The organism is Pseudomonas sp. EA_65y_Pfl1_P113 (assembly GCF_963970525.1).
Lineage (GTDB): Bacteria > Pseudomonadota > Gammaproteobacteria > Pseudomonadales > Pseudomonadaceae > Aquipseudomonas > Aquipseudomonas tritici.
Genome location: NZ_CAXAQM010000014.1, coordinates 104614 through 124592, shown reverse-complemented (window position 1 = coordinate 124592; position 19979 = coordinate 104614). Strand labels below are relative to the sequence as shown.

Below are 19979 nucleotides of genomic sequence, written 5' to 3'. Positions count from 1 at the left end.
AATTCTGAAAAAACCGGCTGAATGAACGCGGTTTAATGTGGGAGCGGGCTTGCCTGCGATAAGGGTGTGTCAGCACAGCACGTGTTGACTGATGTACCGCTATCGCCGGCAAGCCAGCTCCCACAGTTGATCTTCACTTGGCTCAGGATGTGGTGATACGCCAGATTCCAAACGGCATCTGCGGTTCAAGGCGCATCCACTGGGTCTTGCCATACCAGGTCCAGCGATGGCCGTTCATCAGGTCTTCGCCTTGGGTCTCGGCGTCATCCGGCAAATCCAATTCCCACAATGGCAACTCGAAACTGGCCTCCTGGGCATTGAACGGGTCAAGGTTGACCGCCACCAGAATGAAGTTGCTGCCATCCTCACTGCGCTTGCCGAAATACAGGATGTTGTCGTTCCACGCGTTGTAAAGCTTCAAGCCCAGGTGCGTTTGCAGCGCCGGGTTTTGCCGGCGGATGCGGTTGAGCTGAGCGATCTCGGCGATGATGTTGCCGGGGGCAGTGAAGTCTCGCGGGCGGATCTCGTACTTCTCTGAATCCAGGTATTCCTCTTTGCCCGGCACCGGCGCCGCTTCGCACAACTCAAAGCCCGAATACATGCCCCACAGGCCCGAACCCATGGTGGCCAGCGCGGCGCGGATCAAAAAGCCCGGGCGGCCTGACTCATGCAAAAACGGCGGATTGATATCCGGCGTATTGACGAAGAAATTCGGCCGGTAGCATTCGCGCCATGGCGACGCGTTCAACTGCGTCAGGTATTCGCTCAGCTCGGCCTTGGTGTTGCGCCAGGTGAAATAGGTGTAGCTCTGGGAATAACCGACCTTGCCCAGGCGCGCCATCATCGCCGGCGTGGTGAACGCCTCCGCGAGGAAAATCACGTCCGGGTGCTTGGCACGGACGTCGCTGATCAACCATTGCCAGAATGGCAGCGGCTTGGTGTGCGGGTTGTCGACACGGAAGGTTTTCACGCCCTCTTCCACCCAACCCACCACCACATCGCGCAGTTCGGTCCACAGGCCTGGAATCGCGTCCGCCGCGTAAAAATCGACGTTAACAATGTCCTGGTACTTTTTCGGCGGGTTTTCCGCGTATTTGATCGTGCCGTCGGGGCGCCAGTTGAACCAACCCGGATGTTCCTTGAGCCAAGGATGGTCCTGGGAACACTGGATGGCGAAGTCCAGGGCGATTTCCAGGCCATGGTCGGCAGCGGCCTGCACCAAGCGACGGAAGTCATCGCGGCTGCCCAGTTGCGGGTGAATGGCCTCGTGGCCGCCCTCTTCACTGCCGATCGCATACGGGCTGCCCGGATCATCAGGGCCAGCAGTGAGGGAGTTGTTCTTGCCTTTGCGGTGGCTGCGCCCGATCGGATGGATGGGCGGGAAGTACAGCACATCAAAACCCATGTCATGGATCATCGACAGCCGCGAGTGCACATCATTAAAGGTGCCATGACGCGCAGGATCGTCAGTGATCGAGCGCGGAAAAAGCTCGTACCAACTGGCGAACAGTGCGGCCTCGCGCTCCACATCAATCGGGTACACGGTGCTGATGCTCAAATAAGCGCGGTGATCGGCCTGGGTCATCAGGTGTGCACTGTCTTCGCGCAGAAACTTCGCGACCTGCTCGGTTTCCAACAGGCCGGAGAGTTCGTGGTGTAGCAGCATCAGGCGGTCGCGCAGTTCATTGTCACTGCGTTCGGCGGCCTGCAGCACCAGGCTGCGGCCTTCCTGCAATTCCAGGCTGACCGGTACGCCGGCTTCATGCTTCTTGCGCAGCTCGTAGCAGAAGCTGGCGAAGGTATCGATCCAGGCTTCAATGCAATATTCGTGGGGGCCTTGCTGGGTGACGGTAAACGCGCCCTCCCAGCCATTGTTGCCCACATCAGTCATCACCACGCTGTGCCAGCTCTCTTCCTGCAGCGGGCGCCAGCGGATCAGTACGGCGAGCTTGTCATGGCCGTCGGCGAACACGTTGCTGGTGACATTGACCCTTTGGCCAACCACGGCCTTGACGGCGAATTCGCCGCCGTCAATCACGGGGGTGGTGCTTTCGATAGCAATCCTGGGCAGCAACAGCGCCTTGGACAGCGGCAATATGGCGTTCTCTGGAACCTGTGCTTCAGCAGTCATCGAGCATCTTCCCCTTACGCCCTATGGACGCTCTTTGCTTGATCCGAATTCTGGTGCGGCCATGCTCTCCCTGAGCAGCGCCGCTTATAGGTCCGAGCCTGCGTCGCTGTTAAAAGTTCAGGTGAATGTGTCGCCACTGGGCGGGAATCAATTCAGCCCGGCGGCTGTCCACCGCTAGAGCCAAGCACAAAGGAGGCCACACCGATGAATATCCCAATCCCGGCTGAAACGCCGGACCCCAATATCGACATCCCGACCCTGCCGCCGACCGAGCCGGCGCCAATTCCGGAAAAGGAGCCGCCAGAAAATGAGCCGCCGCCGGTCGAAGAACCGCCGACGACCATGCCCCCGGTGATCGTCAGTCCTTCTCGAAACGCTTGACGATTTTCGGCATCACGCTGAACACCACCAAGGCCAGGAATGTGCTCAGAACCGCTGTCGATTCCCGGCCCAACCCGGCCGAGACCCCAATCGCAGCGGTCATCCACAAGCCGGCTGCGGTGGTCAGGCCTTTGACATGGCCGTCTTCATCATCCTTGCCCTTGATGATCGTGCCAGCGCCGAGAAAGCCGATCCCGGCGATCACGCCCTGTACCACCCGGCTCATGGCATCCGCCTGGTTGCCAGACATTTGCGGCACCATGACAAACAGCGCAGCGCCCAACCCCACCAGCATATGTGTGCGCACCCCGGCGGCCTTGCCCTTGCTCTCTCGCTCAAAACCGAGAATGCCGCCGAGGATCGAGGCGATCAGCAGCCGCACAGTGATCTGGGTGAGCTGCCTGGCGTCGCCGATGTCGGCAAATTCAGCCTGCAGGGTTTGCCACACTTCATGCCACCAAGCGTCCATCTCAGCTGTCCTTTGTCATTGTTGGTAAAGGATGGACAGCGGCGACCGCCAGTCAGTTGCCTGGAACCCCTGCGCAGCGCCGTCCCCTAACCTTCAATAGCTCACAAAACAGGAGATCAGCATGCCCATACGTATCGAAAACCAACTGTGCTACTTCATGCTCGATGACAACGGCCAGGAACAGAGCGTGCCAGCGACCCGGGTCAATATTGTTACCGACATCGACAAATCCATGTCTTACGTGGAATTGGCGGGCGAGCGGATCTATATCACCGAAGCCGAGGCAGACGCGCTGACGGTCGCGGGCGCCCACGATGAGCGTCAACATGTAAAGGCCGACGGCCCTGGTTCGTTGATTTGATTGATCTGCATCAGCACACCCCAGACAATGCTGCGCCGCTTGTTCCACGGGGTGCAGCGGATTGTCGCAGCGACTCTCTCATAGTCCATCTGATCCGCTTTTTATCGCCCTAGCTGAGTCTGTTATGCAAACAGAGCCACGCGCATAGTTCATCCGCCTGATGGAGGCTGATGAGCGAACGACCATGAGCGAACGAATCCCCACCGTGGAAACCTTTGAGCCCATACACCCAAAGAAGGTGAAGGCCAAATCCAGCGACAACCTGGTTCATACCCGCAGCTTTACCGGCGTGTTCCGCACTTTGCGCGTGTGCGGTGCAGGCTTTCTGTTCCTGGCCTTTTTCGGCACCGTGTGGCTGAACTGGGGTGGCAGGCAGGCGGTGCTGTGGGACCTGGCGGACAGTAAATTCCACATTTTTGGCGCCACGTTCTGGCCGCAGGACTTCATCCTGCTGTCGGCCTTGTTGATCATCTGCGCCTTCGGCCTGTTTGCGATCACCGTATTTGCCGGCCGCGTGTGGTGCGGCTATACCTGCCCGCAAAGCTCGTTTACCTGGCTGTTCATGTGGTGCGAGAAGGTCACCGAAGGTGAACGCAACCAGCGCATCAAGCTGCAAGCCGCGCCCTGGAGCCTGAACAAACTGGCGCGACGCTCGGCCAAACACACGATGTGGCTGGGCATCAGCGTGCTGACCGGGCTGACCTTTGTCGGCTACTTCACACCCATCCGCCCGCTGGCCGCAGAATTGCTGACCTGGCAAATGGGCGGCGTCAGCCTGTTCTGGGTGCTGTTTTTCACCGGTGCCACCTATCTCAACGCGGGCTGGCTGCGTGAAGCGGTGTGTATGCACATGTGCCCGTATGCGCGTTTCCAAAGCGTAATGTTTGATAAGGACACCCTGACCATTTCCTACGACGTGGCCCGCGGCGAACACCGTGGCCCGCGCAAACGTGAGGTCAAACCCGCCGACGTCGGTCTGGGCGATTGCATTGACTGCCAACTGTGCGTGCAGGTCTGCCCGACCGGCATCGACATCCGCGATGGCCTGCAAATGGAATGCATAGGCTGCGCGGCGTGCATCGACGCCTGCGATTCGATCATGGACAAGATGGGCTACGCGCGCGGTTTGGTGAGCTACACCAGTGAACATCAACTGCAAGGCGGCAAGACCCACCTGCTACGGCCGCGCCTGATCGGCTACAGTGCCGTGCTGTTAGTGATGATTGCGGCGTTGGTGGTGGCGCTGGTGGAACGGCCGATGGTGTCACTGGATGTCACCAAGGACCGTGGCATGTTCCGTGAGAACGCCCAGGGCCTGATCGAAAACATCTACAGCCTCAAGGTGATCAACAAGACCCAACAGCACCAGGACTACCGCCTGGAACTGGTGGACGCCGATGGCTTCCAGCTGCAAGGCAAGACCGAGATCAGCCTGGCGCCGGGGGAAATCAGTGATGTACCGGTGTCGGTGGCCTTGCTGGCGGATAAACCGGCGAGCAGTTCGCAGGCCCTGCGCTTCAAGGTGACGGATGTGGATGAACCGTGGATCTACAGCGCGGCCGATAGCCGCTTTGTGGCGCCGCTGAACCGCTGAGGCCTGTCAGGCACTGAAGATCCCATTTAGCCCTGCGTACAATTTAAGAAAGTGATTAGGCCCCATGAAACGCTACGAAAAATTCGCCGACGACATTGCAGAACTGATCCGCTCCGGCGTGCTCGGCTCCGGCCAGCGGGTGCCGTCGGTGCGCTATGCCAGCCAGACCTATGGCGTCAGCCCCTCCACGGTGTTCCAGGCCTATTATCTGTTGGAGCGCCGCGGCCTGATTCGCGCGCGACCGCGCTCTGGCTACTTCGTCAACACCCATGCGCCCAGCCCGTTCTCCGAGCCGGTGGTGAGTGAACAGGTGCACGAATCCACCGAAGTGGACGTCAGCGAACTGGTGTTCTCAGTCCTCGACTCGATCAAGGACCCCAACACCGTGGCTTTCGGCTCGGCCTTCCCCAGCCCGATGCTGTTCCCGCTGCCGCGCTTGGCACGCTCCCTGGCCAGCGCCAGCCGCGAGATGGACCCGCGCCTGGTCGTCACCGACATGTCACCGGGCAACCCGCAACTGCGCCGGCAAATCGCGCTGCGGTATATGGTCGGCGGGCTGATGCTGCCTATGGAAGAGCTGCTGATTACCAATGGCGCGCTGGAAGCACTGAACCTGTGCCTGCAAGCCGTCACCGAACCGGGCGACCTGGTGGCAATCGAAGCCCCGGCGTTCTATGCCTGCCTGCAAGTGCTGGAGCGCTTGAAACTCAAGGCGGTGGAAATCCCCGTGCACCCACGCGATGGCATTGATCTCAACGCACTGGCGCAAAGCCTTGAGCGCTACCCGATCAAGGCCTGCTGGACCATGACCAGCTTCCAGAACCCCATGGGCGCGACCTTGCCGGAAGCCAAGAAACAAGCGCTGGTGGAGCTGTTGCGCGGCCATCAGGTGCCGCTGATCGAAGACGATGTGTACGCCGAGCTGTATTACGGTCAACAGGCCCCCAAACCGGCCAAGGCTTTCGATACCGAAGGCCTGGTGATGCATTGCGGTTCCTTCGCCAAAAGCCTGGCGCCTGGCTATCGCGTGGGCTGGGTCGCAGCCGGGCGCTTTGCGCAGAAGGTCGAACGCTTGAAGTTAATGACCTCGCTGTGCCCATCGATGCCCGCCCAGGCAGCGATTGCCGATTACCTGCAACACGGCGGCTATGACCGGCACCTGCGCAAATTGCGCTATGCCCTGGAAGAACAGCAAAGCGCCATGCTGGCTGCCATCGCGCGCTACTTCCCGGCGCAGACGCGCGTCAGTCAACCGGCCGGTGGCTATTTCCTGTGGCTGGAATTGCCGGAGCAGACGGATTCGTTGAAGTTGTTCCAGATGGCGTTGGCGCAAGGTATCAGCATCGCGCCGGGGCCGATTTTCTCGGCGACCCAACGGTTCAGGAACTGTATTCGCTTGAACTACGGCAGCCCGTGGACTGAAGCGTCGGAGAAGGCGATGGAGACGTTGGGACGGATTGTGCGGTCATTTTGAACAGGAACCGAACCTAACAGAGGGCCACACAGGAAAGCGCCTGCCTCACTTCGAGACAGGCGCTTTCGCCAAGTCCAACTGAAGGTTTCTCATGAACACGCCTGCCTCTTCAAGCCACATGCAGTTGCCAATTCCACCCCATTACATGCGTGCAGCCGAACAGAAGCAGGTGCGCGAGATGACGGGCCCCATGGGGCGTCCTAGCGGTGACCTTCGTTCGGCAGACAGGATTATCGAGCAGAGCCCTGTACTTAAGCACTTTTTGGACAACCGCGATAATTACCACCTGCTTGATGACCTGAAGATGCAAGTCGGTGACTGGACCACAGCCAATCCGGGCCCGGAAGCAAGGGCCAATGCGGCCTACGACCTGGACAAAGTGTTGCGGTTCATTGATAACTTGGACGATCGCAGCTTGAACGCCAGCCATAGTCGCAACGGGCAGATCGACGGTTTCTCCAGCAACGGCTACAGCACCCTGGATAACTCGGAAGCCAGCCTACTCAAGGAGTTTTCCCACAAAGGCTATTCAGTGCTGCGCCGTCTACCGACCTGAAGGTGCGCTAGCGGCCGCCGCCTAAATCCAGAAAAGTACCGGTGGTATACGAAGCTTTGTCCGACAGCAGCCAGATAATCGCTTCCGCCACTTCATCCGGGCGCCCGCCCCTGGCCATGGGGATGCCGGACTCGAGTTTGCTGACGCGGTCCGGGTCGCCGCTCAGGGCGTGGAAGTCAGTGAAGATGTAACCAGGGCGCACGGCGTTGACACGAATGCCCTCGCCCGCGACTTCCTTCGACAAGCCCAGGGTGAACGTGTCGAGCGCGCCTTTGGAGGCCGCATAATCGACGTATTCACCCGGCGAGCCCAGTCGGGCCGCCACCGATGAGACGTTGACGATGCTGCCGCCCTGCCCGCCATGCTTGGGCGACATACGCAGCACCGCGTGCTTGGCACACAGGATCGGCCCGAGCACGTTGGTTTTCATGATTTTAAGGATGCGGAACTCGGACATCTCATCAACCCGCGCCTTGTGCCCCACGGTGCCAGCATTGTTGACCAGTGCAGTGACGCGACCCAATTCGGCGTCGACACGGTTGAACAAGGCGATCACTTCATCTTCGCTGCTCACATCGGCGCGCACGGCAATCGCCTGGGCGCCCAGCGCACGGACCAGCTCGAGCACGCGGTGAGCAGCCTCTTCGTCGGACTGGTAGTTGATGCAGATGCGATAGCCCTCGCGAGCGGCCAGCGATGCCGTCTCGGCGCCAATCCCACGGCTGCCCCCGGTGATGATGACGACTTTGTCCATACGTGCGTTCTCCTGATTCAACCTGACAGTTAGGGTCGTATCCGAGAATACCCGTCACGCACGGCTTTTGTCAGGCGCAACGCCTGTTTCGGCGCGTTGGATATCGGCCATGAACGCCTCCGCCGGCAACGGGCGCCCCAGCAGATAACCCTGCAGGGAATCACACCCCAACTGAGTCAGGAAACGCTGCTGCACATTGGTTTCCACGCCTTCGGCGACAATGCGCAACCCCAACGCTTGGCCAAGTGCGACGATGGCCGAGACAATGGCGGCGTCATCGCTGTCGTGCTCCAGGTCGCGGACAAACCCACGGTCGATCTTCAGCTCATTGGCGGGCAGGCGCTTGAGGTACATGAGGCTGGAGTAACCCGTACCGAAGTCATCGATGGACAAATCGACCCCCATGTCCGACAGCGCCTGCAACACGGTCATGCTCGCATCGGCATCGCTCATGGCGGTGGTTTCGGTGATTTCCAGGGTCAGGTTGTTGGCGGGCAACTGATGGCGTTCAAGGGCCGCGGCCACGCTCTTGACCAGTCCGGCATGGCAGAACTGCATGGCCGAAAGGTTCACCGCTATGCGCCAGTCTTCGTAGCCTTGGGCGTACCAGATACTCATTTGACGACAGGCTTCATTGAGCACCCACTCGCCGATGGGAATGATCAGCCCGGTCTTTTCCGCCCGTTCAATGAACATCCCCGGCAGCAGCAGCCCCTGTTGCGGATGCGCCCAGCGCAACAGCGCTTCGGCACCCACCGGAATACCGCTCACCGCGTCGAACTTGGGCTGGTAGTAGAGCTGGAACTGCTGCTGTTCCAGGGCATTGCGCAGGTCTTGCAATAACTGCAACTGCTTGCGCGCATTGGTGCTCATCGATGCATCAAAAAAGCTGTAGCCGTTTTTGCCCACGCCCTTGGCGTGGTACATCGCGGCGTCAGCGTTCATCAGCAGTTCCCGGGGGGTGCCACCATTGCCTGGGAACATGGCGATACCAACGCTGGCGGAGATCTTCAGTTCATGTTCGGCTACCTGGAACGCGCGATTAATCAGCATCACCTGGCGCTCGGCAAGGCCGAGCGCGTCATCCGGCTGGGTCAGTTGCACCAGCAATACGAACTCATCCCCGCCGATACGCGCCAAGGTGTCCTGGCTACGCAAATCTTCACGCAGGCGTTGGCCAACTTCACGCAGCAACTGGTCGCCCATGTGGTGGCCGAAGGCATCGTTGACCGGTTTGAAGCCGTCCAGATCGATAAACATCAGTGCAAAGCAACCGCCCTGCTCCTTGACGGCCTGCATGGCTTGTTGAATACGGTCGGCGAGCAAGGTGCGATTGGGCAAGCCGGTGAGCATGTCGTGCAGGGCCAGGTGGGTCAGTTCCTGATTGGCTTGGGTCAGGGAGTCAGCGAGCACCGCCGTGCGGGCTTCCAGCCGCGCGTCGAGCAATGAAGTCAGCAAGGCGATGGCGAGCACCGCCAGGGTCGTGACCAGTACCAGATTGTCCAGGCCATTGCCGCTCAAGCCATCCAGTGCGGCACCGCAGAAACTGTCATCGGCGAACTGCGCCGCCGCCATACCGGTGTAATGCATGCCGACGATGGCAAACCCCATGACGACCGCTGCGCCACCCCGTGCCAGGCGCACGTATGGTGTATTACGACGCAGGTTGAAGGCGATCCACAGCGCTGCGCCGCAGGCTCCGACGGCAATCAACAAAGAAGCGCCAAACAAGGCCGGGTCGTAGTCGATACCCGGCGTCATGCGCATCGCGGCCATGCCGGTGTAGTGCATGCAGGCGATGCCCGTGCCCATGATCAGCGCACCAAATGCCAGTTGCCACGCGGGTAAACGCGGCTGGCTGACCAACCACAATGCAAAGCCGCTGGAGAGCACCGCGATCAACAACGACAACCCGGTGATGCCGCTATCGAAGCCGAGCGCAAACGGTAAACGCAGCGCGAGCATGCCGATGAAATGCATCGACCACACCCCGACCCCCATCGCCATCGCGCCGCCGGCTATCCATAGATAAACCGCGCGACCTTTGGCGGTGGCAAGGCGGCCGGATAGGTCCAACGCGGTGTAGGAAGCAAGGATCGCGACAAACAGTGAGATCGCGACCAGGGAGGGTGAATAACTACCGATGAGCATGGGACTTCTCGTTCGCAGCAGGCCTGAGAGGCCCGTGCAAATTGGCAAAGCGGGCGATTGTAGCGAGAATAATTCTTGTACAGTTGATTAATTATCGCATAGCCATTACTGGCATTTTGACGTCAATCGGCCGGCTCGAAAACCCCTTAATTCTTTTGTTTAGGTTGAGTCCAAATGTCGGAGCGGGCTTGCTCGCGAAGGCGGTGAATCAACCCACTAATCCGGTGACTGACACACTGCCTTCGCGAGCAAGCCCGCGCCCACATTGGACTGAGTTCACACTCACTCTTTCTCGGCAATGGGTGTTTGCCCATCCCAACCACCGCCCAGCGCGGCGATCAGTTGCACACTGGCCACCAGGCGCGTCTGCAGCAAGGTCAATACGGTGCGTTCGTTGCTCAGGGCCGTCGCTTGCACGGTGACCACGTCGAGATAGGCAATCAGCCCGGCCTTGTACTGGTTCTGGGTCAGCCGTAGCGATTCACGCGCGGCCTCAAGCGCTTCATTGCTCACCACCGCCTCGTCTTCCAGCACCTTGAGCTGCACCATGTAGTTTTCCACTTCGCGCAAACCATCCAACACGGTCTGGCGGTACTTGGCGACGGTCTCATCGTAGCTGGCCACGCTGCGGTCAACTTCCGCCGAACGCTGGCCGCCGTCGAACAGGGTCATGGCGAGCTTGGGGCCTACCGACCAGAAGCGGTTGGGCAGGCTGATCCAATCGGAATAGGTGCTGCTCGAATAACCCCCGGCGAGGCTCAGGCTCAGGTCCGGGTAGTAGGCGGCCTCGGCCACGCCGATATTGGCGTTGGCGGCGATCACCGAGCGTTCCGCCGAGGCGATATCCGGGCGACGCTCAAGCAGTTGCGACGGCAGGCTCAGCGGAATCTGCGGCAGTGCCGGAATATCTTTGCTCACTGCCAGGTTGAAGTTGGCCGGCGCCTCGCCGATCAGCACGGCAATTGCGTTCTCCAGCTGGGCACGCTGCCAGATGAGGTCGATCAGGCTGGCCTGGGTGGTCTTGAGCTGGGTTTGCGCCTGGGCTACCGCGTCTTTGCCGGAGACCCCGGCACGGTATTGGTTCTGGGTCATTTGCAGGGAGCGTTGATAGGCCTCCAGCGTGGCTTGCAGCAAACGCGTCTGTTCATCCATCACGCGCAGTTGCAGGTAGCTTTGCACCAGTTCCGACTGTTGGCTCAGGCGCATCGCTGCCAGGTCCGCCGAGCTGGCTTCGGCGCTGGCCTCGTTGGCTTCCAGGCCACGGCGCAATTTGCCCCAGATATCCGCCTCCCAGCTCACGCCCAACTGTGCGTTCAGGGTGTCACGGATACCGCTGCTGGAACTGCTCAGGCTGGCGCTGCTGCTGCCGGTGCCTTGGCTGGCGCGGGTTTTACCGACGCTGAGGTCAACAGCGGGGTAAAACGCACCACGGGAACTGCGCACCAGCGCCTGGGCCTGGCGAAAGCGCGCTTCGGCCTGGGCGACGGTTTGGTTTGAGTGGTTGAGGCGCAGCACCAGGTCATTGAGCTGGCGGTCGCCGTACAGTTCCCACCAGGCGCCACGGGCCAGGTCGTCGCTTGGGGTTGCCTGGCGCCAGCCCTGGGCTTCTTTGAACTGGGCGGGCTCGACGACTTCCGGACGCTTGTAGTCGGGACCAACGGCGCAGGCGCTGAGCAACACGCCACACAGCACCAGGCTCGCCACGCGGCAACCGCGGAACATGGCCAAGCGGGCAAAGGTTGAATCGGTCATAGCGCAGTGTCCAGGGCAGCATCGGTACGCACGCCGCGCCATTTGTTGAAGCGATGGCGCGCGCGGTCCAGATAGAGGTAAACCACCGGGGTGGTGTAAAGGGTCAGGACCTGGCTGAACACCAGGCCGCCGATGATGGTCAGGCCCAGGGGGCGACGCATTTCCGCGCCATCACCACTGCCCAACAGCAAAGGCAACGCACCGAGGATGGCCGCCAGGGTCGTCATCAGGATCGGCCGCAAACGCAGCAGGCAGGCGCTGCGAATCGACTCCATCGGGCCCATGCGGTCGTTACGCTCCAACTGCAGGGCCAGGTCGATCATCAAGATCGCGTTCTTCTTCACCACACCAATCAGCAGGAACAGGCCCAGCAAGGAGATCAGGCTGAACTCGCCCCCCGTCAGGTAAATAGCGAGCATCGCGCCAACACCGGCCGACGGCAGGGTCGAGAGGATCGTCAAGGGGTGGATGTAGCTTTCATACAGAATGCCCAGCACCAGGTACACCGCCACCAACGCGCCGAGGATCATGAACGGCTGGCCCTTCTGTGTGGCCGCGAAGGCATCGGCGGTGCCGGCCATCTTGGCGATGACATCTTCTGGCAAGCCGACCTTGGCAATCGCCCGCTCGATAGCGGCCGTGCCCTGCTCGACTGTCACTCCGGGCGCCATGTCGAAGGCAATGTTTTCCGAAGCGAACTGGCCTTCGTGGCTGACGCGGTCGTCCGCCAGGCTGTTCTCGTAATGGGCAATGGTCGATAACGGTACCCGCGCGCCGTCAGCGGTGATCACCTGCATCTGGTTCAGGGTGATCGGGTCCTGCGCGTATTTGGGATTGACCTCCATCACCACCTGATACTGGTTGAGGCTGTCGTAGATGGTGGAAATCTGCCGCTGGCTGTAGGCGTTGTTGAGCACCGCCGTGACCATATTCATGTCGATACCCAGGCGTTTGGCCTGGTCGCGGTCGACAATCAGCGTGACCTGCGCCGCACCCCGGCCTTCTCGGGCGTCGATGGCGGTGAGTTCCGGCAGCTCACGCAGGGCCGCGACGACCTTCGGATACCACAGGCGCAGTGCCGCCAGGTCGCCACTTTGCAGGATGTAGGAATACTGCGCACTGGTCTGGTCGCGGCTGCCGCCGAATTGCAGGTCCTGGTCGGCCATCAGGAACAGCCGCCCGCCCGGCACCAACGGCAGGTCCTTGCGCAGGCGCTCGATCACCGCCTGGGCGGAAATCTTGCGTTCGCTGATTGGTTTGAGGCGTACCAGCATCACCGCGTTGTTGGTGCCACTGTTGCCGCCGATAAAGCCGGCCACGCTGAGCACTGCAGGGTCCTTGAGCACGGCTTTGCGGAAGGTTTCCATCTTCGGTTGCATCACGCTGAACGACAGGCCGTCATCGCCTCGCACAAAACCGATCAACTGGCCGGTGTCCTGCTGCGGCATGAAGGTTTTCGGTACCACCACGTACAGCACCACGTTCAAACCAATGGTCAGCAACAGGCTGAGCAGGGTCAGGCGACGATGGCGCAGCACCCAGTCCAGGCTGGTGGCATAGCCGGCGACCATGCGGTCGTTGACCTTTTGGCTCCAGCGCTGCAAACCGGTCATTTCGCCTTTGACATGGGGCTTGAGCCAGCGCGCGCAAAGCATCGGCGTGAGGGTCAGCGAGACAATCAGCGACACAATGATCGCCGCCGACAAGGTGATGGAAAACTCGCGGAACAGGCTGGTGACAATCCCCCCCATGAACAGGATGGACAGGAACACCGCCACCAGCGACACGTTCATCGACAGCAAGGTAAACCCGACTTCCTGCGCGCCCAGGTACGCCGCCTTCATCGGCGGCACGCCTTCGTCGATATGCCGGGAAATGTTCTCCAGCACCACAATGGCATCGTCCACCACCAGGCCGGTGGCCAGGATCAACGCCATCAAGGAAAAATTGTTCAACGAAAAACCGTACAGGTACATCACCGCGAAGGTGCCCACCAGCGAAACCGGCACCGCCAGGGTCGGGATCAGCGAGGCGCGGAAGTTACCGAGGAACAGGTACACCACCAGAATCACCAGGCCCACGGCGATCAGCAGGGTCATCTCGGCTTCGTGCAAGGTGGCCGTGATCACCGGCGAGCGGTCCATCGCCAGGCTCAGCTTGACGCTGGACGGCAGCACCGCTTGCAACGCCGGCAACTGCGCCTTGATCTGCCTGACCGTCTCGATGATGTTGGCACCGGACTGGCGGTTGATCACCAGCAGCACCGCCGGTTCGTTGTTGAAGAAGCCGCTGTTGTAGCGGTCTTCCACGCCGTCGCTGATCTTCGCCACATCACTCAAGCGCAAGGCGGCACCGTTCTGGTAACGGATCAACAGCGGCTCGTAGTCCTTGGCCTTTTCCAGCTGGTCGTTGGCCTGGATCTGCCAGTTGCGCTGGCTGTCTTCCAGGGACCCTTTGGGCCGGCGCTGGTTAGCATTGGCGATGGTGTTGCGCACATCGTCGAGGGCCACGCCGTACTGGTCGAGCGCCTTGGGCTCCAGCTCGATGCGCACCGCCGGCAGGGAGCTGCCGCCGATCTGCACTTCGCCTACGCCCGGCACCTGGGACAGGCTTTGCGAAAGAATGGTCGAGGCCAGGTCGTACAGCTCGCCCTTCTGCAGCACGTCCGAGGTCAGCGACAGCACCATGATCGGCGCCTGGGACGGGTTGATCTTTTTGTAGGTGGGCATGCTGCGCATGCCGCTGGGCAGCAGGTTGCGCGAGGCATTGATTGCCGCCTGCACTTCCCGCGCAGCGCCGTTGATATCACGGTCGGAGTCAAACGCGAGGATCACCCGGGTGGAGCCCTGGCTCGACGAGCTGCTCATGGTGGTAATGCCGGCAATCGAGCCAAACGAGCGCTCCAGCGGTGTGGCCACGGTAGACGCCATCACCTCGGGGCTCGCGCCAGGCAAGCTGGCCGACACCACGATCACCGGAAAATCGATCTGCGGCAGCGGCGATACCGGCAGCAGGTTGAAGCTGACACCGCCCAGCAACATGATCGCCAGGCTCAGCAGCATGGTCGCTACCGGCCTGCGAATGAAAGGTCCGGACAGGTTCATGACTCAACCGGCTCCAGGCTTTGTGGCTCTTTGCGCCAGCGACGGCCCAGGCGATCGAAGTACAGGTAAATCACCGGCGTGGTGAACAGCGTCAACACCTGGCTCACCAGCAGACCGCCGACCATCACCAGACCCAAAGGTTGACGCAATTCAGCGCCGGAACCCGTGGCGAGCATCAACGGCACCGCGCCAAACAGCGCCGCCAGGGTGGTCATCAGGATCGGCCGGAAGCGCAGCAGCGCCGCCTGGTAGATCGCGGTCTGTGGGTCGAGGCCCTGGTTGCGTTCGGCATCGAGTGCGAAGTCGATCATCATGATCGCGTTCTTCTTGACGATACCGATCAGCAAAATGATGCCGATGATCGCAATCATGCCCAGGTCATTGCCACTGAGCAGCAACGCCAGCAAGGCGCCGACGGCCGCCGACGGCAAGGTCGAGAGGATGGTGATCGGGTGGATATAACTCTCATAGAGCACACCCAGCACGATGTACATGGTGACCACCGCCGCCAGGATCAGCAGCAAGGTGCTCGACAGCGAGGCTTCGAACGCCTGGGCCGCGCCCTGGAATTGGGTCTGTACGCCCACCGGCATGCCGATGTCTTTCTGGGTCTGGTTGATCAGCTCCACGCCTTTGCCCAACGCGACACCAGGCGCCAGGTTGAACGACATCATCACCGCCGGGAACTGGCCGATGTGCGCAATCGCCAGTTGTGCCTGGCGCTGTTCCACATGGGCCAGGCTGGACAAGCGCACCTGGCCGCCATCGGTGGTTTTCACATGGATCTGGTTCAGCGCATCCGGGCCCAGGGTTTCGCCGGACTGGGCCTGCAATACCACGCGGTACTGGCTGGCCTGGGTATAAATGGTAGAAATCTGCCGTTGGCCGAAGGCATCGTAGAGCGCATCGGTGATGCTCGATACGCTGACACCCAGGCGTGACGCCGCATCGCGGTCGATCATCAGGTACACCTGCAGGCCCTTGTCCTGCAGGTCGCTGGCAACGTCGGTGAGTTCGGGCATCTGGCTCAACGCGTGGACTAGTTTTTCGCTCCACAACGCCAGCAGTTCGGCGTCCGGCGATGACATGCTGAATTGGTACTGGGTGCGGCTGACGCGGTCTTCGATGGTCAAGTCTTGCACCGGCTGCATGAACAGGCGGATGCCCACCAGCTTGTCGATTTGCGGCTGCAGGCGGGTGATCACTTGGGCTGCGCTCAAGTCGCGCAGGCCGTGAGCCTTGAGGTTGATCAGCAAGCGCCCACTGTTGAGGGTAGCGTTGTCACCGTCCACACCAATGTAGGACGACAGGCTTTCCACCGCTGGATCGGCCAGGATGATCTTCGCCAGCGCCTGCTGGCGCTGGCTCATGGCGGCGAAGGAAATCGACTGCGGCGCTTCGGAAACAGCCTGGATCACGCCCGTATCCTGCACCGGGAAGAAGCCTTTGGGCACCACCAGGTACAGCACCACGGTCAGGCCCAGGGTCGCGATGGCGACCAGCAGGGTCAGCGGTTGGTGCCGGAGCACCCACTGCAACATGCTTCCATAACGCGCGATCAACCAATCGATCCACGCACCACTGGCTTTGTAGAATCGGCTTTGCTCCTCTTCCTTGGGTTCACGCTTGAGCAGCCGCGCGCACATCATCGGCGTGAGGGTCAGGGACACCACCAGGGAAATCAGGATCGCCACTGCCAGGGTGATGGCGAACTCACGGAACAGGCGCCCCACGACGTCGGCCATGAACAGCAGCGGAATCAATACCGCGATCAGCGACAGGGTCAGGGAAATCAGGGTAAAACCGATTTGCTTGGCGCCCTTGAGCGCGGCGGCAAGCGGCGTTTCGCCCTCCTCGATATAGCGCGAGATGTTCTCCAGCATCACGATGGCATCGTCCACCACGAAACCGGTGGCGATGGTCAAGGCCATCAGCGTGAGGTTGTTGATGGAGAAACCCGCCAGGTACATCACACCAAAGGTACCCACCAGCGACAGCGGCACGGCGATGGACGGAATGAGCGTGGCGCTGACCCTGCGCAGGAACAGGAACGTCACCATCACCACCAGGGCGATGGCGATGAGCAGTTCATGTTGCACGTCTTTCACCGACGCCCGGATGGTTTGGGTGCGGTCTGTGAGCACCGTCACGTCGAGGCCGGCCGGCAGGTTGTCGGTGATGCTTGGCAGCAGCGCCTTGATGCGGTCCACCACCTCGATCACGTTGGCCCCCGGCTGGCGCTGGATATTCAGCAGCACGGCCTGGTTTTCATTGGCCCAGGCGGCGAGGCGCTCGTTTTCGGCGCCGTCGACGATCTGTGCCACGTCTTTTAGACGCAAAGGCGCGCCGTTGTTGTAGGCCAGGATCAACTCGGCGTATTGCGCAGGCGAGACCAACTGATCATTGGCATCGAGCATCGACACGCGGGTGGGGCCGTCGAAGTTACCCTTGGGCTGGTTGACGTTGGACGCAGCGATCAAGGTGCGCACGTCCGACAGGTTCAAGCCGTTGGCCGCCAGGGCCTCGGGGTTGACCTTGATGCGCACGGCCTGGCGCTGGCCACCGGCGATGCTGACCATGCCGACGCCGCTGATCTGCGCGATTTTCTGCGCCATGCGCGTGTCGACCAGGTCATTGAGCTTGGGCAGCAACATGGTTTTTGACGTGATGGCCAGGGTCAGCACCGGGGTGTCCGCCGGGTTGACCTTGTTGTACACCGGCGGCGCCGGCAAATCCTTTGGCAACAGGTTGGTCGCGGCGTTGATCGCGGCCTGCACCTGTTGCTCGGCGACATCCATATTGATGTCGAGGTTGAAACGCAGGGTCAGCACCGACGCGCCGCCGGAACTGGTGGACGCCATTTGCGTGAGGCCGGGCATTTGCCCGAACTGGCGCTCCAACGGCGCGGTGACCGCACTGGTCATCACATCCGGGCTGGCGCCGGGGTACAGGGTCATCACCCGAATGGTCGGGTAGTCCACTTGGGGCAAAGCCGATACCGGCAACAAGCGGTACGAAATGATGCCGGCCAAGACAATGGCCAGCATGCTCAGCGTGGTGGCGACCGGGCGAAGGATAAACAGTCGCGACAGGTTCATGAACCGACCTTTTGCGCCTTGCCGGCAGCAGCGCCGGTCTCCCCTTTCGCGGCGGGCTTGCCTTGCAGGTGTTCGGTCGGCGTAGTCGGCACTTCGCTGCTCTCATTCACCACTTCGACTTCGCTGCCGTCCTTGAGACGGTCAGTGCCTTCCAGCACCACGCGGTCGCCGGCCTTGAGACCTTGCTTGATCACCGTGTTATCGCCATCGGTATCGCCGACCACCAGCGGCTGCACCTTGACCTTCTTGTCGCCGTCGAGCACGTAGACGAAGGTGCCGGTGTTGCCGAACTGGATCGCCGCCGACGGCGCCAGCACTACGTTATGCAGGGTGTCAGCCAACAAGTGCACATTGACGAACTGATTGGGGAACAGCGCCTGGTCCTTGTTATCAAAGCGCGCCTTGAATTTCAGGGTGCCGGTGGTGACGTCGATCTGGTTGTCCAGGCTTTGCAGTACGCCGGTGGCTTGTACTTTCACATCGCCGCGGTCCCAGGCTTCCACAGGAAGTTTGTTGCCGGCGTGGTAGCGAGCAAGCACGGTTTCCAGGGTATTTTCCGGCAGGGTGAAGACGACGCTGATCGGTTGGGTCTGAGTGATCACGGCCAGGGCGGTGGTGTCGTTGGCCGCCACCAAGTTGCCAACGTCCACCTGGCGCAGGCCTACGCGGCCGCCGATCGGCGCGCGGATCTTGGTGAAGTCGAGGTTGAGCTTGGCGTCATCCACCGCGCCCTGGTTGGTCTTGACCGTGCCCTGGTATTGCAGGACCAGCGCTTCGGCGGTGTCCAGGGTCTGCTTGGCGATACTGTCCTGGGCGAACAGGTCGCGATAACGCTGCACGTCGACCTGGGCGTTTTTCAGTTGGGCCTGGTTCTGCATCAGCGTGCCCTGGGCCTGGAGCAAGGCGTTCTGGTAGCTGCGCGGGTCGATCTCGGCCAGCAGGTCGCCGGCCTTGACCCTCTGCCCTTCTTCAAACGCGATCTTCACCAACTCGCCGCCCACCCGGCTGCGCACATTGATCGTGTTCAGTGCGGTAACCGTGCCCAAGGCCTTGTAGTACACCGGGAACTCGCCAAGCACCGCAGGCGCCACGCGTACCGGCACCGGGCCAGTGGAACCACCAAACCCAGGGCGCGCCATGCCGGTCTTGCTCGCATGGCCGCCCGGCGCGTCTTTATGGGCGGCACCGCTGGGCCAGAATTTCCAGCACAGGCCGGCGATAGCCAGCAGCACAAGCAGGCCGAACAACCAGCGGCGGGAGTTGCGGGGGGGGGATTGCATGGAGTGATCAACCATTGGGCGCGAGAGCTTCTTCTTTGGGAGGCTGAAAGATAAGCACTGGAGCGCGTTAAGAAAAGCGCCTTTACCGGCTATTTACCTTGGGCTTAAAACTGTAAACATCTGCGCTTAGTCCGTTCGCCATTTCGCTAAGCACCTGAGCGACAAATAAAAACGGCCTGGACTAGGCCAGGCCGCAAGCATGCATCATACGTGTTACTGCCAAACGACAGTAACGTACCGAAACAGTTACTTCAAAACAGCCAGGGCTGCCTCGTAGTTTGGCTCCTGGCCGATTTCGCTGACCAGCTCGCTGTGCAGCACATTGTCATGTTCGTCCAGCACGACAACGGCGCGCGCGGTCAGGCCTTTGAGCGGGCCATCGGCAATCGAAACACCGTAGTCCACCGCGAAATCCGAATCACGGAAGTCGGACAGGTTCTTCACGTTTTCCAGGCCTTCGGAGCCGCAAAAACGCGCCTGGGCGAAGGGCAGGTCGGTGGAGATGCACAGCACAACAGCGTTGGTCAGCTCGTTGGCCTGGGCGTTGAATTTACGCACCGACGTGGCGCAGGTCGGGGTGTCGACGCTTGGGAAGATATTCAGCACTTTGCGCTTGCCGGCAAAGGTCGCCAGGGTTGCGTCCGACAGATCGCCGGCAGTCAGGGTGAAATCAGGGGCTTGGGTACCGGTTTTCGGCAATTCGCCTTCAACCTGGACAGGGTTACCACGAAGGGTGACTTGAGCCATGAACGGAATCCTTATGCTGTGTTGGGTTTAACGAATTCGAGAGGCCGAAGTTAACCACAAACTGCTCAGAGGACCTATGGCAAACACATTATTTATAGAAATACGGGCGCCGGCATCTGCGATGCCA

Annotated in this window: 14 protein-coding genes; 5 read left to right on the top strand and 9 right to left on the bottom strand. The window is 60.9% G+C overall.

Translation table 11 applies throughout. The features are described from left to right. Positions 1–142: 142 nt before the first annotated feature. Complete coding sequence (locus AACY52_RS15250; RefSeq protein WP_339427998.1) at positions 143–2131, bottom strand: alpha-1,4-glucan--maltose-1-phosphate maltosyltransferase; 1989 nt, start codon at positions 2129–2131, stop codon at positions 143–145. A 204-nt stretch (positions 2132–2335) separates the two neighbouring features. Here AACY52_RS15250 and AACY52_RS15245 point away from each other — a divergent pair, with 204 nt between their 5' ends. Continuing rightward, complete coding sequence (locus AACY52_RS15245; RefSeq protein WP_339418472.1) at positions 2336–2512, top strand: hypothetical protein; 177 nt, start codon at positions 2336–2338, stop codon at positions 2510–2512. Here AACY52_RS15245 and AACY52_RS15240 read toward each other — a convergent pair. Then, a complete protein-coding gene (locus tag AACY52_RS15240) occupies positions 2490–2981 on the bottom strand; it encodes an MgtC/SapB family protein (protein WP_339418471.1) in 492 nt (163 codons plus the stop codon). The genes AACY52_RS15245 and AACY52_RS15240 overlap by 23 nt on opposite strands. 121 nt (positions 2982–3102) lie before the next feature. Between AACY52_RS15240 and AACY52_RS15235 the strand changes: the two genes are divergently transcribed. The 4 genes from AACY52_RS15235 to AACY52_RS15220 all read left to right on the top strand — a co-directional run bounded on the left by AACY52_RS15235 (position 3103) and on the right by AACY52_RS15220 (position 6966). Continuing rightward, positions 3103–3342 carry a DUF3203 family protein gene (locus tag AACY52_RS15235; protein WP_339418470.1) on the top strand — a complete coding sequence of 80 codons (240 nt, stop codon included), beginning with the start codon at positions 3103–3105 and terminating at the stop codon, positions 3340–3342. Positions 3343–3526: 184 nt separating this feature from the next. Then, a complete protein-coding gene (ccoG, locus tag AACY52_RS15230; RefSeq protein ID WP_339427999.1) occupies positions 3527–4936 on the top strand; it encodes a cytochrome c oxidase accessory protein CcoG in 1410 nt (469 codons plus the stop codon). Between the two features lie 64 nt (positions 4937–5000). Further along, on the top strand, positions 5001–6410 hold the full coding sequence (gene mapR / locus AACY52_RS15225) for a GntR family transcriptional regulator MpaR (RefSeq protein ID WP_339418467.1): 1410 nt from the start codon (positions 5001–5003) through the stop codon (positions 6408–6410). 91 nt (positions 6411–6501) lie between these two features. Beyond that, on the top strand, positions 6502–6966 hold the full coding sequence (locus AACY52_RS15220) for a hypothetical protein (protein WP_339428000.1): 465 nt from the start codon (positions 6502–6504) through the stop codon (positions 6964–6966). Positions 6967–6973: 7 nt separating this feature from the next. Here AACY52_RS15220 and AACY52_RS15215 read toward each other — a convergent pair whose 3' ends face one another. From AACY52_RS15215 to tpx, 7 genes are all read right to left on the bottom strand, one after another. Then, positions 6974–7720, bottom strand: a complete 747-nt coding sequence (locus AACY52_RS15215) for an SDR family oxidoreductase (protein WP_339418464.1) — start codon at positions 7718–7720, stop codon at positions 6974–6976. A 54-nt stretch (positions 7721–7774) separates the two neighbouring features. Further along, positions 7775–9871: an EAL domain-containing protein gene (locus AACY52_RS15210; RefSeq protein ID WP_339493913.1), complete on the bottom strand. Its 2097-nt coding sequence runs from the start codon at positions 9869–9871 to the stop codon at positions 7775–7777. A 282-nt stretch (positions 9872–10153) separates the two neighbouring features. Next, on the bottom strand, positions 10154–11623 hold the full coding sequence (locus AACY52_RS15205) for an efflux transporter outer membrane subunit (protein WP_339418460.1): 1470 nt from the start codon (positions 11621–11623) through the stop codon (positions 10154–10156). Further along, complete coding sequence (locus AACY52_RS15200) at positions 11620–14727, bottom strand: efflux RND transporter permease subunit (protein ID WP_339493909.1); 3108 nt, start codon at positions 14725–14727, stop codon at positions 11620–11622. Before AACY52_RS15200 ends, AACY52_RS15205 begins: the two co-directional genes overlap by 4 nt. Then, entirely contained in the window at positions 14724–17825 is a 3102-nt protein-coding gene (locus AACY52_RS15195; RefSeq protein ID WP_339560589.1) for an MdtB/MuxB family multidrug efflux RND transporter permease subunit, read from the bottom strand. Before AACY52_RS15195 ends, AACY52_RS15200 begins: the two co-directional genes overlap by 4 nt. Then, positions 17822–19120, bottom strand: coding sequence for an MdtA/MuxA family multidrug efflux RND transporter periplasmic adaptor subunit (locus AACY52_RS15190; protein WP_339418455.1), 1299 nt, complete (start codon positions 19118–19120; stop codon positions 17822–17824). The genes AACY52_RS15195 and AACY52_RS15190 overlap by 4 nt, the downstream gene beginning before the upstream one ends. Before the next feature lie 231 nt (positions 19121–19351). Next, positions 19352–19852, bottom strand: a complete 501-nt coding sequence (gene tpx, locus AACY52_RS15185; RefSeq protein WP_339418454.1) for a thiol peroxidase — start codon at positions 19850–19852, stop codon at positions 19352–19354. Positions 19853–19979 lie beyond the last annotated feature (127 nt).

What these genes read in the sequence shown, in the direction of transcription:
- AACY52_RS15245 (WP_339418472.1), top strand. Translation starts at nt 2,336, where the DNA reads ATGAATATCCCAATCCCGGCTGAAACGCCGGACCCCAATATCGACATC.
- ccoG (WP_339427999.1), top strand. Translation starts at nt 3,527, where the DNA reads ATGAGCGAACGAATCCCCACCGTGGAAACCTTTGAGCCCATACACCCA.
- mapR (WP_339418467.1), top strand. Translation starts at nt 5,001, where the DNA reads ATGAAACGCTACGAAAAATTCGCCGACGACATTGCAGAACTGATCCGC.
- AACY52_RS15250 (WP_339427998.1), bottom strand. Translation starts at nt 2,131, where the DNA reads ATGACTGCTGAAGCACAGGTTCCAGAGAACGCCATATTGCCGCTGTCC.
- AACY52_RS15235 (WP_339418470.1), top strand. Translation starts at nt 3,103, where the DNA reads ATGCCCATACGTATCGAAAACCAACTGTGCTACTTCATGCTCGATGAC.
- AACY52_RS15240 (WP_339418471.1), bottom strand. Translation starts at nt 2,981, where the DNA reads ATGGACGCTTGGTGGCATGAAGTGTGGCAAACCCTGCAGGCTGAATTT.
- AACY52_RS15210 (WP_339493913.1), bottom strand. Translation starts at nt 9,871, where the DNA reads ATGCTCATCGGTAGTTATTCACCCTCCCTGGTCGCGATCTCACTGTTT.
- AACY52_RS15190 (WP_339418455.1), bottom strand. Translation starts at nt 19,120, where the DNA reads ATGGTTGATCACTCCATGCAATCCCCCCCCCGCAACTCCCGCCGCTGG.
- AACY52_RS15195 (WP_339560589.1), bottom strand. Translation starts at nt 17,825, where the DNA reads ATGAACCTGTCGCGACTGTTTATCCTTCGCCCGGTCGCCACCACGCTG.
- AACY52_RS15200 (WP_339493909.1), bottom strand. Translation starts at nt 14,727, where the DNA reads ATGAACCTGTCCGGACCTTTCATTCGCAGGCCGGTAGCGACCATGCTG.
- AACY52_RS15205 (WP_339418460.1), bottom strand. Translation starts at nt 11,623, where the DNA reads ATGACCGATTCAACCTTTGCCCGCTTGGCCATGTTCCGCGGTTGCCGC.
- AACY52_RS15215 (WP_339418464.1), bottom strand. Translation starts at nt 7,720, where the DNA reads ATGGACAAAGTCGTCATCATCACCGGGGGCAGCCGTGGGATTGGCGCC.
- AACY52_RS15220 (WP_339428000.1), top strand. Translation starts at nt 6,502, where the DNA reads ATGAACACGCCTGCCTCTTCAAGCCACATGCAGTTGCCAATTCCACCC.
- tpx (WP_339418454.1), bottom strand. Translation starts at nt 19,852, where the DNA reads ATGGCTCAAGTCACCCTTCGTGGTAACCCTGTCCAGGTTGAAGGCGAA.